Annotated in this window: 13 protein-coding genes and 1 pseudogene; 11 read left to right on the forward strand and 3 right to left on the reverse strand. The window is 40.1% G+C overall.

Annotation, left to right across the window (positions count from 1 at the left end; translation table 11 throughout):
* The first annotated feature begins 58 nt into the window (after nt 1-58).
* The 5 genes and pseudogenes from matP to A9237_RS00210 form a co-directional block, all read left to right on the forward strand.
* Nucleotides 59-508: a macrodomain Ter protein MatP gene (gene matP, locus A9237_RS00190; protein WP_005440054.1), complete on the forward strand. Its 450-nt coding sequence runs from the start codon at nt 59-61 to the stop codon at nt 506-508.
* A gap of 10 nt (nt 509-518) precedes the next feature.
* Complete coding sequence (locus tag A9237_RS00195; protein ID WP_009706121.1) at nt 519-830, forward strand: DUF3634 family protein; 312 nt, start codon at nt 519-521, stop codon at nt 828-830.
* Nucleotides 831-947: 117 nt separating this feature from the next.
* Nucleotides 948-1271: a hypothetical protein gene (locus A9237_RS00200; RefSeq protein WP_078607020.1), complete on the forward strand. Its 324-nt coding sequence runs from the start codon at nt 948-950 to the stop codon at nt 1269-1271.
* Nucleotides 1272-1400: 129 nt separating this feature from the next.
* Complete coding sequence (locus A9237_RS00205) at nt 1401-2615, forward strand: HDOD domain-containing protein (RefSeq protein WP_078607022.1); 1215 nt, start codon at nt 1401-1403, stop codon at nt 2613-2615.
* A 474-nt stretch (nt 2616-3089) separates the two neighbouring features.
* Nucleotides 3090-3269 (forward strand): annotated as a pseudogene (locus tag A9237_RS00210) (DUF3693 domain-containing protein); the annotation flags it as partial.
* Nucleotides 3270-3383: 114 nt separating this feature from the next.
* On the opposite strand, the gene A9237_RS00215 reads toward A9237_RS00210, so the two are convergent.
* A complete protein-coding gene (locus tag A9237_RS00215; protein WP_078607026.1) occupies nt 3384-3638 on the reverse strand; it encodes a hypothetical protein in 255 nt (84 codons plus the stop codon).
* A 917-nt stretch (nt 3639-4555) separates the two neighbouring features.
* Here A9237_RS00215 and A9237_RS00220 point away from each other — a divergent pair.
* Genes A9237_RS00220 through A9237_RS00235 form a run of 4 tightly spaced genes read left to right on the forward strand, consistent with a single transcriptional unit; the run spans nt 4556 to nt 10344 of the window.
* Nucleotides 4556-5641, forward strand: coding sequence for a site-specific integrase (locus tag A9237_RS00220; protein ID WP_237358414.1), 1086 nt, complete (start codon nt 4556-4558; stop codon nt 5639-5641).
* Entirely contained in the window at nt 5625-7277 is a 1653-nt protein-coding gene (locus tag A9237_RS00225; RefSeq protein ID WP_237358416.1) for a site-specific integrase, read from the forward strand. Before A9237_RS00220 ends, A9237_RS00225 begins: the two co-directional genes overlap by 17 nt.
* Nucleotides 7278-9854 carry a hypothetical protein gene (locus tag A9237_RS00230; protein ID WP_078607033.1) on the forward strand — a complete coding sequence of 859 codons (2577 nt, stop codon included), beginning with the start codon at nt 7278-7280 and terminating at the stop codon, nt 9852-9854. It begins immediately after the preceding gene.
* Nucleotides 9847-10344, forward strand: a complete 498-nt coding sequence (locus A9237_RS00235) for a hypothetical protein (RefSeq protein WP_078607035.1) — start codon at nt 9847-9849, stop codon at nt 10342-10344. Before A9237_RS00230 ends, A9237_RS00235 begins: the two co-directional genes overlap by 8 nt.
* Nucleotides 10345-10493: 149 nt before the next feature.
* Here the strand turns inward: A9237_RS00235 and A9237_RS00240 are convergent, their stop codons facing one another.
* The gene (locus A9237_RS00240; protein WP_078607038.1) at nt 10494-11732 is read right to left on the reverse strand and encodes a ParB N-terminal domain-containing protein; all 1239 of its coding nucleotides are present in this window, start codon (nt 11730-11732) and stop codon (nt 10494-10496) included.
* A gap of 151 nt (nt 11733-11883) precedes the next feature.
* Between A9237_RS00240 and A9237_RS00245 the strand changes: the two genes are divergently transcribed.
* Entirely contained in the window at nt 11884-13080 is a 1197-nt protein-coding gene (locus A9237_RS00245) for a hypothetical protein (protein WP_078607040.1), read from the forward strand.
* Between the two features lie 224 nt (nt 13081-13304).
* Nucleotides 13305-13487 carry a hypothetical protein gene (locus A9237_RS26910; protein ID WP_217349275.1) on the forward strand — a complete coding sequence of 61 codons (183 nt, stop codon included), beginning with the start codon at nt 13305-13307 and terminating at the stop codon, nt 13485-13487.
* A 133-nt stretch (nt 13488-13620) separates the two neighbouring features.
* Here A9237_RS26910 and A9237_RS00250 read toward each other — a convergent pair whose 3' ends face one another.
* The gene (locus tag A9237_RS00250) at nt 13621-14778 is read right to left on the reverse strand and encodes a PIN domain-containing protein (protein ID WP_078607042.1); all 1158 of its coding nucleotides are present in this window, start codon (nt 14776-14778) and stop codon (nt 13621-13623) included.
* Nucleotides 14779-14812 lie beyond the last annotated feature (34 nt).

Genomic DNA, 14812 nt, shown 5'->3' on the forward strand with positions numbered 1-14812 from the left:
TGCTGAATTTGCGCATCTGGGTTACGCTGTCACCATATGCGCATTAAGGGTCGGAAGGATGAAATATCAGCAGCTTGAGAATTTAGAATGTGGTTGGAAATGGAAGTACCTCATCAAAAAATGGAAAGATGGTGAAGCCATCACTCGATACATTGATACGAGTGAAGCTGATGCTGCTATTGCCGAACTACGAAAATTAGAGCATGAGCCAACACAAGTTTTAACGTGGATAGAAAATCACATGTCAGAAGAGCTTGATAATAAGCTCAAACAAGCAATTCGTGCGAAGCGTAAACGTCACTTTAATGCTGAGCAAGTACACACGAAAAAGAAATCAATTGATCTTGATTACCGAGTGTGGGAAAAGCTCTCAAACCGAGCCAATGAGTTAGGGTGTACATTATCAGACGCCATCGAATACCTTTTATCAGAAGCTTCACGAAGTGAGAAAGCAAGTATGAAGGTATCATCTTTGAAAGAAGATTTGAGTAAATTGTTGTCCAGCTAAGGAGTATCAAATGCTTTATGTAATATTGATTGCTGCTGTTGTCATTTTTTGGCTTATTGCTGTAGATAGACCCGTCTTAAAGGTAAAATTCGAGAAAGGGCACATATCTAACGTGAAAGGTCATATTCCACCTTCTTTTAAACACAACCTGCAAGACATCGCTGAGCATGACCCCTTTGATGGTGAGATGAAAGTCTACAATCAACGTACTGGTATGCGTCTAACTTTCTCTAAAGAGGTCCCTAAGAAAGTCCAACAGCGTATTAGAAACGTATTCCCTCACCAAGGTTTTAAGTCGACTAAAGGCAAAAAACGAGCTTAAGCATACTATCAGTTACTTGTTCATGTTAAACGGGGCGCATTAATTGCGCCCCGTTTTTATAGTAACTAAGTCAGTGAGTTAGAGTTTTAGTTTTGACGAACAAAAAAGGGGGACTCTATGCGATACACTGTCACGTTTTTGCTTGTGTTATTTAGTAACTCTGTTGCTAAAGCTGACGACTCACAGACCAATCCCGTAGCGAGCAAAATCAAAATAGAACTTCAAAAGAAAGCCAACAGAAAGTTTGATGGTTACTACGGTTATTGTGACTTGATGATTGAAATGGAGCACAAAGGCAAGAGCGCCAAGATCAAAAAAGTAAACGGAAGTGGCGATAAACGCGTATGCCAGTTCGCTAAGTCAAATGTGAAAATTGGAAAACGTTATCGCTATAAATTCTCTGAAAAGTACATACGACTACACATAACAACGGGGAATTAGTATTTACTAATTACATTTCGATAAGTTCGAATTATTTATAACTGGAATTAATATCACATTTCGTTTACTGCATGTGGCTTTATATATAAACTTGCCGACAGGAAAATAAACAACGTTAGGAATATTAGTTTGTTGCTCACACAAAAAAATTACACACAAGAAGCAATGGACATCGCGGCCAAAGTATCACAAGAAGTAGAGCTTAGGCATGCAAAATGGCTAGCAAGCATGAACCACCAAGTGGACCAGTCACAGGTGGACAAACTTCTCAGTTTACAAGGACGCTATTGCGATGACGTCATCTTCAGTGAGGAAGACCGAGTTACACGTAACCAAAGAATACTTCTCATGTGTGAACAAGAGAGAGTAAAAGAAAAGCGGCAGGTTGTTGAAGATAGACAGAAAACACTGCAAACAGTGATCAATGACGTATCTAAAGTTGCCGAGCGAATGTTAGTGAAAAAGCTAGAAGCTCTACCTATTAATAAGTTATCTAGCAATCTACAAACATTCGAACAATTCGCATCATTTGCCTATACGCCATCTCTGAGCCTGCAAAAACTGACTGATTTAGCCAACAGCAGTCATCAGTTAAGTTCAGCAATCGCTGATCTCATTGAAAACTCGAGGCTACGTGAACGAGGCAGCGCGGCAAAGAACAACTCAGATGTTCGAATTGCGATCGGTCGCATAGGAGTTGAGAATTGCCGCAAGTTATTCCCAGTTTTAATGGCGCGTCCAATGATGAGATGGTCAGACAATAATACTAAGGTTCTTACTCCGAAGTTTTGGCAACAATTGGTTTTAACCGCTAACATCACCGAGATGCGATTGAATGAAACTGATGTTCCTGACCCCGATTGCGGAGTTTTAATCGGAACGCTTCGAAGTCTCGGCAGTATCGTGCTCATTAATCATTTCACCGACACGTTTGAAGATGCACTCATTGAAGTCATGCTGAATTACAGAAAGACTAACAGGAAAGATGAGTACTACGCGTGTGCTGATGTCCGACCCAATTCAGCGTTCTTGCCTAAAGTCATTGTCGATATGGAAGCGCTGGTGACGAAACGACTTGTGGAAAGCTTCAACTGGCCGAAAAATGTAGAACACATTAAAGTCGCGATTCTAGAGGACATAGAAAATAAACCTGTCTTAGAACGCAGCATTTATGGTGCAGCTTTGGCACAGGCTAGGGCATATGCAATCTACGATAACTTATCAAGAAGTGAAGTGTTTGCGGAAAAGCACAAACCATTTTGGTTTGCTAACGTTCAAATATCTGGAGAAGCGTTATCATCCATTAGAATGAGCGCCCCTGGAAAGATGACTCTTTTGATGTAAAAGAGTTACGACGTCACATATATATTTAAGGCGACCACGTTTGGTCGCTTTTTTATTGCCTCAAAAAGAGAAACCCACAATGATAAATCCGAGTTCGTTGGTTTTTAAAAAATGACCAACCCCTTAGTGACAATGTCACTTAAAGAAGTAAGCAATGTTAGAAGAACTGCCGCCAAGTTTTAAAATTATGACGGAGCTACTTATCTAATCTTGAAAGCATGTTTCTAAGGCGATGGATTCCCAAAGTGTTTCCAGAATCTTGAAATTTTTTACTGACGTGAGTGACACAACATAGGACGTGAAAATTAAAGTGCGTCTTCAAACATCACCGATGAAAACCAATAACTACCAAAAGAACAGATAGAGAATAAGTTGGCAAAACAAACTAGTGCAAGGTCAGCATAACAACAAATAACGAAGAACTAGAACAATTGGTAAATTAGATTTAGTGAAACACAAAACAGAAACAGAGCTGTTAGTTGTCACGCTGGTCGCAACGAGAACCCACAGATAAAAGCAGTATGGGAAGGCATAGCAAAAAAGTATAACGGGCTTGGATTAACAGGAATTTCAATGGCTTGTGGAGGTTTGGCTATGGTGATTTCGAGTCCGTCAGAATCATTATTACAGTGCGCATTATATGTGTTATGTTAAATATGTTGGGGTTCTTATTAGGTTCATGAGTTACGCCAAATCAAGGACTTACCTACCACATTAAGTGCCTGCCAATTTATAGTGATGAGTTTACGATAACTTCATAAGTAATCGTTATGTCTTTTTCTTAAGTTCATAGTTCGAGAATTTAACAGTATTCTGATTTACCATAAAATAGCTAATATCCATAAATATTGTTGTATTGCGAATGCTGAGCATTCTTTTACAACAATATTTTGGCATTATCATGATGCGGCAAACATCCTCTCTAAGCGCTCCTCCGTTACCTCTCTTTTTCTGCGCGTTCATATCACCCCAGCTTTTTAGCGTTACTTTTTGTAAACAAACAACCTGTAAATACTGAGCCATCCGAGATATCTATTGCCTTATCTGTAGCTTATTGGAAGATGATAAAAGCCAACATACAGCGAACGAATTTGGTAGCGTTTAAAACTTGCTGTATCTACCAGAGCTATCCCACCACTATGATTCATACGATCTACTTTTTGACGCTTGCCTGATTGAACAGCAAAAATATCCAAAATAACGATCAAAAACTATTAATCATATTTTATTTAGACATATACGTTATTTGAGTTAAAAAAATCAACGTAACTGAGTACATTAATTTATTACGCTGTCACATACCATTGCTATAATGCCACATATACATCTAGATATCGGTGATTTAATAGTGTCATATTTGCCAAATTGGCTATTTGCGGTTTATATAACCATAGAATCTCTGGCTAAAGTTATCTTTCTATATTTTTCATGAGTAACGAGGTTGAGCTAGTGTTCACATAAACAATATCTAAAACTACATTTTTAGGGTATCCGCAATTTTTATGACCTACTCAAATTTACATATCTCACGAAACAGACAGCTATCGTATGTAATGGTCGATAAGGTGACGACTCTGCCATCAATGTTCGTGTCTATCTACGCAAGAAACGAGCTTAGCAAGAAAAGTTTTGGTACTCAGAAAAATACCCTTGTTTCGTTGCGGTTTTTCTACGTTTATTACTTCAAAAAATACAAGCGCACCTTCGATTACGACTTCTATCAGAGCAATTACAACATCTCGACTTTTATCCATGACTTTGATGGTTTTTTCAATTACTTACTTGCTGAGCAACAGCTTAATGATAATCAAGACACGATTACGTTTGAGGTCCCACACCTTACTAAAGCAAATAAGGTCACCTACAGCAGTCACATAAGGCATGTAGGCAATTTTTTTCGATATCTTAACTTTCGATATATGAACTTGAGATACCAAAATATGTCTCCAGTAGAAGCCCACGAGATCAATACAGCAAATCGAGAAGATCTTGCTCAAATAGTGAAGAGATTCAATAGTATAGAGATATCAAAAAGCGAACCTGCAAATAGATACAAGAGTGTTACGGAGCAACAGAATATCGAACTGAACAATATGTTAATTCCATCCATCCCGGCTTTTTTTGATGAGGAAACTGGAGAGTATATCCAAAAAGTGCTTAACCCACAGAACCCGTTTACGCGGGCATTTCTTCAATTTCGGAATTACCTTATGCACAGACTAATGTACAACTACGGTATTCGTGTCGGTGAATTACTATTGATTTCACTAGACTCCGTTGGAGAGACCTTACCAGATGCTCGTGGTAATACTCGATTCATCCTAATTATACAGAACCTACCAGATGATATTGTAGATCCAAGGAGAATCCCGCCTTCTATCAAGACAGTACACTCTTATCGACAGATTGAGTTAACTGATGACGACTTCATCATATTGACGATTTATATGAAGCAATACCGTGCTCCTTTGTTTGAAAAGAAAGATATTGATGATCATAGAATTATGTTCATCAAAGATAGAGGCAACTTAGACCCTATATCTTACGATGGAATACGATCTATCTACCGCGACATTATAGACCCTGCTTTTATTGCCCTTTACCCCGACTATCGCAAGGGAGGTAAAGAGAATATCGATTGCATGGTGAAGTTAACTCCTCACGTCGGTCGACACACATGGGCATATATCACTCTGAAGTTTATCTACAACGAAGTTCTTGAAGAGAGTTTAACGAGCGCTCGTGATTATGGTATTCGAGCTAGGATGAATGGTGAGCTGGATGCTGCAGTAGAAAAGCTTCGTTCTTTGGGTGGTTGGTCAGTGAAGAGTAAGGTTCCTCTTAAATATGCCTCACGCTTCATTGAGCTGGTAAGTAATGAGAGTAATAAGAGGCGAATAAGGCGCTCTGATTGGCAGGCTGTCATACCAGAAAGCTCTGTTGTGAAAAACGAAGTGAAATCGATTAACAACCATTCAGAAAACAATAAATATGATGAAGAATTTCTTTATGACTTATTTAACTAATGAATCCGTGCAAGAGCGACTTACATCGAAACAGACATCCTCCTTCTTCACTTCTAAGCAGCTTCAATGGATTGCCGATATCAAGAAGCTTCCGCTAAGGCTGCTCCTCTTGAATGCCACTGAGTTTGATGACCAGTTTCTGAGTCTAACTTCTAGTGATTGGAGGTACCGATTCTCTGGTCAGAATAAAGCTATTCTCTTCAGTAGCGGAAGGCATTTTCGCAATTTGTTGCCAGAAACAATCACGCTCATAAAGTATCTAACTATTGAGTATATCAAAGAGAACTCGGCAAGCGTTGCAGATAGATTCGCATCGTTTGTTGCTTTGACCTTCTCCCAAATTGAAAACGTCAGTAGAGAGAGTCTAATCGCGATACTACATCAACTAGTCGCTAAGATTGACCGAAAGCACACTGACAATCATCAGTTCTATTACACGCTCTATGCCTTACGCAAACTGGAGCGAGGTAACTTCTTTAAAAGAACTGGAGACAAAGTTGACCTTGAAGATTTGCTGCTGGAAGTGCCCCGCCCTCGCAATAATCACTGGGGACGTTATCAGAATCTCGACCTTGTTATCCCTGATGAAGTATGCCTAATGATTGAGAATGGGCTACAGCTATGGTCATCAAATCTATGCCCGAAGCTAAATGGTAAAGAAGCTAAGGCTACGCACTTAGAGAAGGTAAAGAAAGTCGTCAACCTAGATGTTTTAAAGGACTGCATTATTACTGGCATAGTCTACTACACTGGGGCACGTCCTGTACAAATCGGTAAAATGGCTGGCGGTGATTATGTTGTGGATACCGAAAATGCCCATGGGATGCGCTATTCGCTACTAGTACCTTATGCCAAGAAAACAAAACTAACTATTGACCGTGTTCGTGTTGCCATTCCAGAAGAGCTTGGGAAACTAGTCACTCTGTATAAGTTTCTAAGTGGTGTTGGAGATAATGATGCTTTGTTCCAACCTCAAGCATCATCAATCAAGATGGTAGATAAATCGATTAAGAACATGCTTCTCAAGTTCTCTACCAAGGATATTCAAGATGCAGTAAAAAATGGCGGTTACCTCCTACCGATATACCCCGCGAGTCTGTTCCGCCATAACGTAGGTCACTCTTTGGCAATGAATGGGGCGAGTGCCCCAGAGATTGCTTACATCTTAGGTCACTCAAACTATAACGTTGCCGACAAATACATTGCGGCTACTCCAGAAACGTCCGATATTCGAGAACAGGCTCTAGGCCGCAATCCCATTTTTAAAAACATGATGGCTTTGATGTTTACTGGAAACTTAATCCACAGTAGAGATTGGAAAGGTAGACGCGTTGCTGCCTCGATTGGTGGAAAGCTACACCATCATATTGGTGGTTGCAATTACGAAGAAAATATCTGCCCTTTCTCTCAAGGTCGTGGTTGTTACGGGTGTCCGTACTTTATGCCTTTTACTGATGGTTTCCATCGGAAAGTACTCGATTCATTCTTTGATGAGATAGATGAAATTCGGGACGTTGCTGATGATGCGGGTCTAGTGCACCACCCGTTAATGACTGAAATAGTTCGTAGGAAAGACCATGTCCTTCAAGTGTTGACTCGAATTCAACTGATAAATGCAAAGGATGAGGTTGTATAAATGGACTCTGAGGTAACTATCCTTAAAAGTAAGCAAGCAAGGAACCTTGATGCATATGTGGAGAAATTTAAGGCCAAATTCGAGGAGCGCCTTGCAGTATACAATGCAGTTGGACAATTGGATTGGAACGCTGGGTCTTGGCATTTCGGAGAGAAAGGAGTTGCGTGGCTAAAAGAAACTAAAGATCACGGATTTAAGTGGGATGAAGTATCAAGTCGCGTTAAAGGTTTAAATAAAATGGAAATCTCAAAGGATTTTCAAGACTTTATGCGTGCTTATCACATGCATTTGGTCTGTACATCTAGCGGATTACCATCAGGCTCAACACTTGATAAACCATTGCAAGTAATGAAACGTTGGTATTGGGAAATGGTTACAACAACACACCTGACCCACCCCATGCATCTTACCGCTGATATTATCCATGCTGCTATGGACCGTCACAAAGTGAATTCGAGCAGTCCTTCCAATGTAAGTGACTATTGTGATGTTGCCGTTAATATCATTAAGCGACTTCGTCAATACGACTTGTTCACCGTTAATATCGAAGTTGAAAATAAGTACGAATATCGCAACACATCTGTTGAAACAAAAGCGAAAAGGAAGGCCAATCAATTAAGTCCTGACGAGACTAACGATAGTAGTTTGATCTCTATTCGTGCATTCATGGCTGTTATTGAATTAATGGTTTTGGCTGAGAACAACTATCAACGTATCTTTTATAACATGTTACTTCTTTGTATCGTCTGTGGTTTTCGATTTCAAGAAATCATGTCGCTGAACATGGATTCGTTGATAAAAAGAGAGATTACAGATGATGTGAAACGCCAGCACGCCATTGACCAAGGTTGGCCTACTTACAAGCTTGGTATCGAGTATCTTGGTGCAAAAAAAGCTGGTTGGCGAGTTCATTGGCTAGCTCCCTCCTCCTACTCTGTTGTTGAGAAGATATACAAACAGGTGGAAGAACTGACTGCTGGATTCCGTGAGACGCTCAAAAACTTTAGAGATGTTAATTTCACCAACTTCTTACCTAGTAAGATTTATGAACTTCCTAATGAGTTAGTAGAATGTCGGGAGCTTGATGGCATCATGTTTACAGGCACTGGAGGTGGCCGAAATGTTCTACATAGGTCCATATGTACATCAATGCTTAAATTCTCAGGTCACAAGCCTATCGTTGTTCCTGTCCATAAGCAGTTAAAAAAATATTATTTTTCAAAACAACAGTTGAATGATTATGTCTATCAACGCTATGCCAAATCTAAAAACTTCAATAAGGGACATCAGTGTATATTGTCGTTAAAAGACAGTGGCGACTGGGAGCATTTTGAGTATGAAAAGTTGATGTTCATCATACCGGAAGGAGCGTTTAGCATTGTCTCGGATTTTGTGTCGTTACAAAATATAGTGCCTCTAGATGAGAGCTCCATTGATGCTTGGTTAGGCGGCTCGAATAAGCGTAAATCTATCTTCGATTACTTCGAGCTATTCGAAGATGACGGGTCTCGTATCAGGCTGAAAAAGCACGTACCAAGGCATAATATAAACACGTTTTTGGCGATCGCTGGAGTGACTGACCACATTCAAGCAGTTTTGATGGGGCGTGTAGACATTACTCAGAACAAGCATTACCAGCATCAAGCTGAATCACAGTCCTATAAAACAGCTTCTTTGGCAGTAACAATGCTTGAGAAGACTTACAATCAGAATAATAAGTTTTTTTCAGGTGATGATCAGCTATCCCTCATTGATCCTGAAGGTCCCCCCCCACTTCAACCAAAGCTTACTATTCCGGCAGTCAAGGAAACGCCGAAGTCAGAGGTTAGTCGCCGAATGGCAGCTCTTGCCAAATCAGTTCGACCAACCAAAAACACAGGTGTCGCCAACGTTAAAGCGTCGACTTCAATTGCACTAAACCCTAAGCTAAGCTTGGAGCACAACCTTAAGCAGAATATGCAAACCTTTGGTGAAACAAGCGCTGAAGTAGCTGATTACATGGCAGGTGCAATGTCTGATGCGTTCCTCCCTGAGCTTAAAGTCGCGTACGAAAAACTCGTTCAGAAAGGCTTGATGGAAAAAGCAGAAGAATTGTTGCAGCGACATGCCAAGCTTCACCCTCTTCCGTTTGGTGGTTGTACACGTGATGTAGCACGCTGGGGTTGCCCTCATGCAATGAAATGTCAGTCGGGCCTTCCATGTGGCTACTTCACTCTTACAGGTCGCTTAGGCGAAGCTAAGGAAGTGTCACGACGCCTAGCGGTCAAGCAAGATGAAATTATTGTACTTAGAAAACTAGTTGAATATGATTCTAACTATAATTTGGCCCTAGATGAGCAAGAAGAAGCACTTCTTGTACTAGAGCTGCTCGAAGTTGATGCCATTATGGCCCAAAGAGCCAAGAAACTGGTAGATCTCCTGTCGGACAACCCAGACAACCCGATAGGCTCAATTATGACGAGAATTAACGAACAAATGTTAGTTGGTAAGACTCCGCATACCCTTGCTGATCTTTTTTTTATTGAACAGAAACGCATAGAGAGAGATTCTGAACAAAAGGAAATTACTGATGGCTAAGACACCACGCAGTCGCAATGCAGATGACAAAGTAATTCAAGGGGTAGAGCTTACTGCCTATATCAAGGCAGAACTGCAAGCCATGGTTAGTGAGGGGCTTGAGAAGTCACCTATTCAGCCATCTACACTCCACGCACGTCTTAAGGCTAAAGGCATCATCAAGGGTGGAATCAGCACACTGACTTCCCGTAGGGACATCATCAATGAGTATAAACTTCGCCAGCATAATAACCATCAAGATGGTAAGCGAGAATTGACTGTTGAAGAGAAAGCAATGTTGGTTAAGGGGAGAACTGGCGCAGCTTATAGAAGTAAAGCAGATCGTCTTGCGAGCGAACTAAAAAGCTACCAAAAACTGTATGAACGCAATATTTTGGCTGTCATGGATATCATTCAATATGTTGACAATTCGACTGCCATAAAAGTTGAAGACTTGCTTGCAGATGAGCTAATTCGCGAATTGGCTCAAAGGAAGAGGAACTTCAGATGAGGCGAATGACAAAGCTAGTAATGCTCATATTCGCCTTCAATCAACGCTTGTGCACTATTACCAAGCACTTAGATATATAGTTAGGATGTGCCTCCAGTGAAGTTCTTGCGGCAAGATAAAGTGGTTGAGAAAGAACACATACCGATTGGCTATCGATATGATTTACTCGAATTCTTCATATTAGCTTGCTGTAAAATTCTCTTTGGAGTCACTCCTTTTTTTAAACAAGGGACTGTAAATGCCTCATTAATATTACCCGCGGATGGCAATGGAATTTTGTTCCCATCTTCGTCTTTTTTAAAGCGAGCTACTCGGCGGACACTTACTTTATTTCCTACCACTGGAATTCCCAGATGCATGTTCCACCCTTTGAATATCGCAGACAACTTGCAGAGTAATGAGTATGAACTGGACTCGGTGACCAGAGACTGAAGATAATTTCTGACTTGGAATTCTATATCGTCTTCTGATTCTAGACCTAGCGATGAAATGATTCGGGTTAGATATTCTTCCGGGGACAGAGGTAACGTATTTATATTAGATACATCTTTAAGCTTTTGCTTTATCAAACAATGAGCAAACGCGTATATTGCTTCCGATGCTTGGCTTTCTAGTCTATGCCGTTTAACGACTTTCGCTACGAAGTCCACAGACAAGGCAAGTTCTTCATTTTCTTCAACGTAAGCCAATATTTCCGCTGGCTGAAAAGAGGTTCCCTGAGTCCCTCTGAATGCATAAGGGTTACTAGTTATTTCGAATGCTTTCGACAACATAGCTACACGAGACAACACGTTGGCGTTCACCTTCACCCCTGCCATTTCGAGAACCTGCGATCTTGAGCGCATGTTACCAACGTCAATATGGGCAAAGGATAATTCGTCTGTTACACCATAGGTTATAGGCGCAATAAACCCTACTCCAGCTTCGTGTGATGCTTCCAGGCGGTGGTGGCCATTTAGTATTTCTCCGTCACTTGAAATGATGATGGGCTCCCCAGTTAAGCACCATTGACCATTCTTCATATCCTCAGCGTACTTCTTAACCTTAGCTTTACTCAGCTTACGGTTTTTGTTTTTCGTATTTATCGCACCTCTTTGAGAGAACTTCAGCATATCGCGAGCGAGTTGAGGAGAAACGTATATAACTAGGTGCTTCAAAGTTGTTTGGACTGCTCTAACTCCCGAGTAGTACCGTGCCTTGGATTTAAAAACATCATCAACTTGTTTTTGTGAGAGTACTGTGGTTGCCGTTTTTACCAGTTGTTGAGAGCTTGCTAGATAACTATTACTTTCTTTATCTTCATATCTTTCAACCAAGCTATCGACAATGGATGTTTCTAAATCTTCATCCGAAATTTCTCTTAAGCTGTCAGTATCTTTATTTGTCATGTGGCAATTCTCTATAGTGCGGCTAAAAAAACGGGCATTTTAAAACTGAATTTTTTACAACCCTTTCCCTCATTATTGATCCGACATGCACGTCTGATCAACTTTAAAATTTGTTCTAGACTGCTATAGTTAGGTAAATGGATGAAAAGACTTGAAACTTTTAGAAAACAAAATCAGTGGTGTATTACTTTCATCGGAAAAGCGAACTTTAAAAACTCTGATTACATCAATGCCAATGGTGGAAATTGGTGCCTATTTCTCGGTCGGTAAGCTTCTGCCTGAACTCAGTTGGGTTGCTGATGCTGCGGTTAATGCAACAAATGTTGATAAGGTTCAAGCAATCCAAACAAGCTTAGAGAATTCAATATTCAATCATTCGATTAGCGCCCCGTTGACGCTAACATTTGCAGTTTTGGGCAAACCTAGCTTTACCGAATCTTTGAGCCGCACCTCACTACTAAAATACGACCCTACGGATACTTTTATTGTGGGTAACATCTTGGGGCTAGTTGCTATATGTAAGGCTCTGGGACTTAAAACGTTTCTATTTAGTTCAAGGCTTAGTGTCAAAGAGGCTAACTCAAAGAGCGAGCTTAGACAGCGCCTAGCTGTTGAGAATGTTGAAGTTCGAGTGATTTTCGATGAACAGCGAGGCTTGAGCAGTGACGATATTATTGAACTATTTAAACAGCTCCATACTTTCGATACTTCGATTAGCCTGCCTCACCTAGTTGATGGCAAAGGCTTTATATCTGATAAAAATTACCCACTAAAACCATTTATTGAGAAGTTTATTGTAGAAACGGAACTCGAGTCGTATGGTGGTGTTAAATTTGACGCAAAGCATGTAAAAGTATCAGAGCGTTACATCACAACACCGTATATTCTATTTAAGTTGATAGTCGGTGCTGTGGCTGGTGTTGGGACACAAGAATATGGAAAGATGTCAAAGGACGTAACTCTTCCTTCAGGTAAAAGTATTTCTTCCGTACTTTCTGAGGGTTATATCGAACTAATTATCGCCTTTATGAGGGAGTGGCTCAAACCACAGAGGGAGGCTTTTACTAATCATCGCTCTGGTTATCAGTTGTCTCCGCAGGTTTGGCAAGCTTTGGGGTTAACTATACACTACCTAGTGTCTAATCGTTCTTCCAAAGAGGACCTAAAAGTTGCTGGAAACTTATTAGGCCAACTAAACTTCAATAAAAGCTCTAGGCACTGGGCTAACTGCAGTGTGATGGAATTAGATTCAAAAGGTCGAGTTTACAAAAATGCGGCCAACTCAACACGTCAGTTTAGAATTGGCTTATCTGAGTATTTTTCAGAAATTGTGGCAGCAATACCCTAGCTAATGTTGCTTCTGTTCGTTCCTCAAACTTTCATTTAGAATGCGAGTTAGATCTCAAACGTAATAAGTCCTTTTATGTGCGACAAAATAATGATGAAAATTTTGTACTTTGACACCTTTAGTCTTTTCTATTCGCACCAGTATATAAATAACGATACGAAGGTTGCACTTGCTTAGAAATATTGGCGCAATAACTCTCAAGATTGTTGGCTCAAGATTTACCCGTGAATATACGTCTAACAAATAAGGGCCCATTACGATGGATGAAAGCGCACTCACATAAGTCTGGTGCAAACTGGTATGTTTGCGGCGATATTGGGCCTGAGATGCCAGCAGCGTTTTCTGATAAACACCTAACTTCCACTTTTGGTCTAGTATCAAAAGTACGTGTGCTGAAGTTAGCTTAAGCGATATCTACTATTCACTTTGTCTAGATTAATCGATTCTAGGCGATTTTATATGTTACAAAGTAACTTAAAGAAAAAGTGATAAACGTTATATATCTTGAATTCGCATGTCAGATTAAATCCACGCTGTGCTTTATTCCAATATGGCTCCACTGATCACTTCAATGACCCCGGACACATTAGTGTTGTTAGCGCTAAAGTATTGCATGTGAACAGCTAGATCATCTGGGGTTAAATGAGTGTTTAAGTAAATCTCAATAGCACCAGAGAAGTTGACCGCTCTTAGTTCCGAGCATTCACAATAACCATCACCATTCATGCTATCTATATCAACGTGTTCCTGACTCATCTCATCTAGAGCGACATAGTCTCCGTAATATGCTGCATAATTAACAAGGGCATTGGCTCCAAATTGAATATCAATACTATACATATCATCGTTAATATATCTAATCTCACCAAGATTCACATTATTGATTGAAGAAACGTCTATATGTTGTATATCTGAATTATAAGAGCTTTCTAGAAGGAGATTATCTGTACCGGAAAGGTTATCGCCAGTAAGATAGACATCTTCAATACCTACCCCTTCAGAACTAATATACTTTATCAATACTTTTTGTGACTCGGCTGACGCGAGGACTCCCTTAACCAATTCAATTTTTTCTGATTTTTGATTCAGCTCACTCAGAATCACTGATACTTGCGGACTATCTAGAAACTCGCGTAATGTTCTGAACACGCTGATATTGTCGTATTTAGTGAGTTTGTCGTGAAAGTTTCCATCTTTACAAAGAACTGTTACGGGCTCATTTTCGGCTAGTGAAAGAATCCCCTTTGATATCATAGCGTCAGGAAAATCATCACGGTGTTTCACTTTCTTAAAAACACCACCACCTGAAAAGTAATCATCGATAATCGAAACTATATCTTCTGGGTTAAAAGGCACTTCTTTAATACAGTTTACCTTCATCCAATCATCAAAATTGGATTTAATCGGTGCCTCTAGCCCATCTTTAAATTGTTGTAACTGAATATTCATTTCTTCGAGGTATTGATGATTTGGATGTGAACTATTCGTCTTTTTCCGAATAGCCTGCAATGAGCTAGAGATCTTTTGACAATGATCTGAGAGATCAATAAATTGTTGGCTAAGGTATTCTCTTTTTACAATATTAGGTATGTATACATCTACAACGCTTTCTCTGGATAAGCGAGCGAGTATCACCATATCACTTTTGTCGATACTATTTTCGCGAAGAATATTGGTATCTAACACGACCTTTGGCATCTTGAGTTCCTCTCAATATTGTCATTTTCAAATA

Origin of the sequence: Vibrio owensii (assembly GCF_002021755.1) — a bacterium.
Lineage (GTDB): Bacteria > Pseudomonadota > Gammaproteobacteria > Enterobacterales > Vibrionaceae > Vibrio > Vibrio owensii.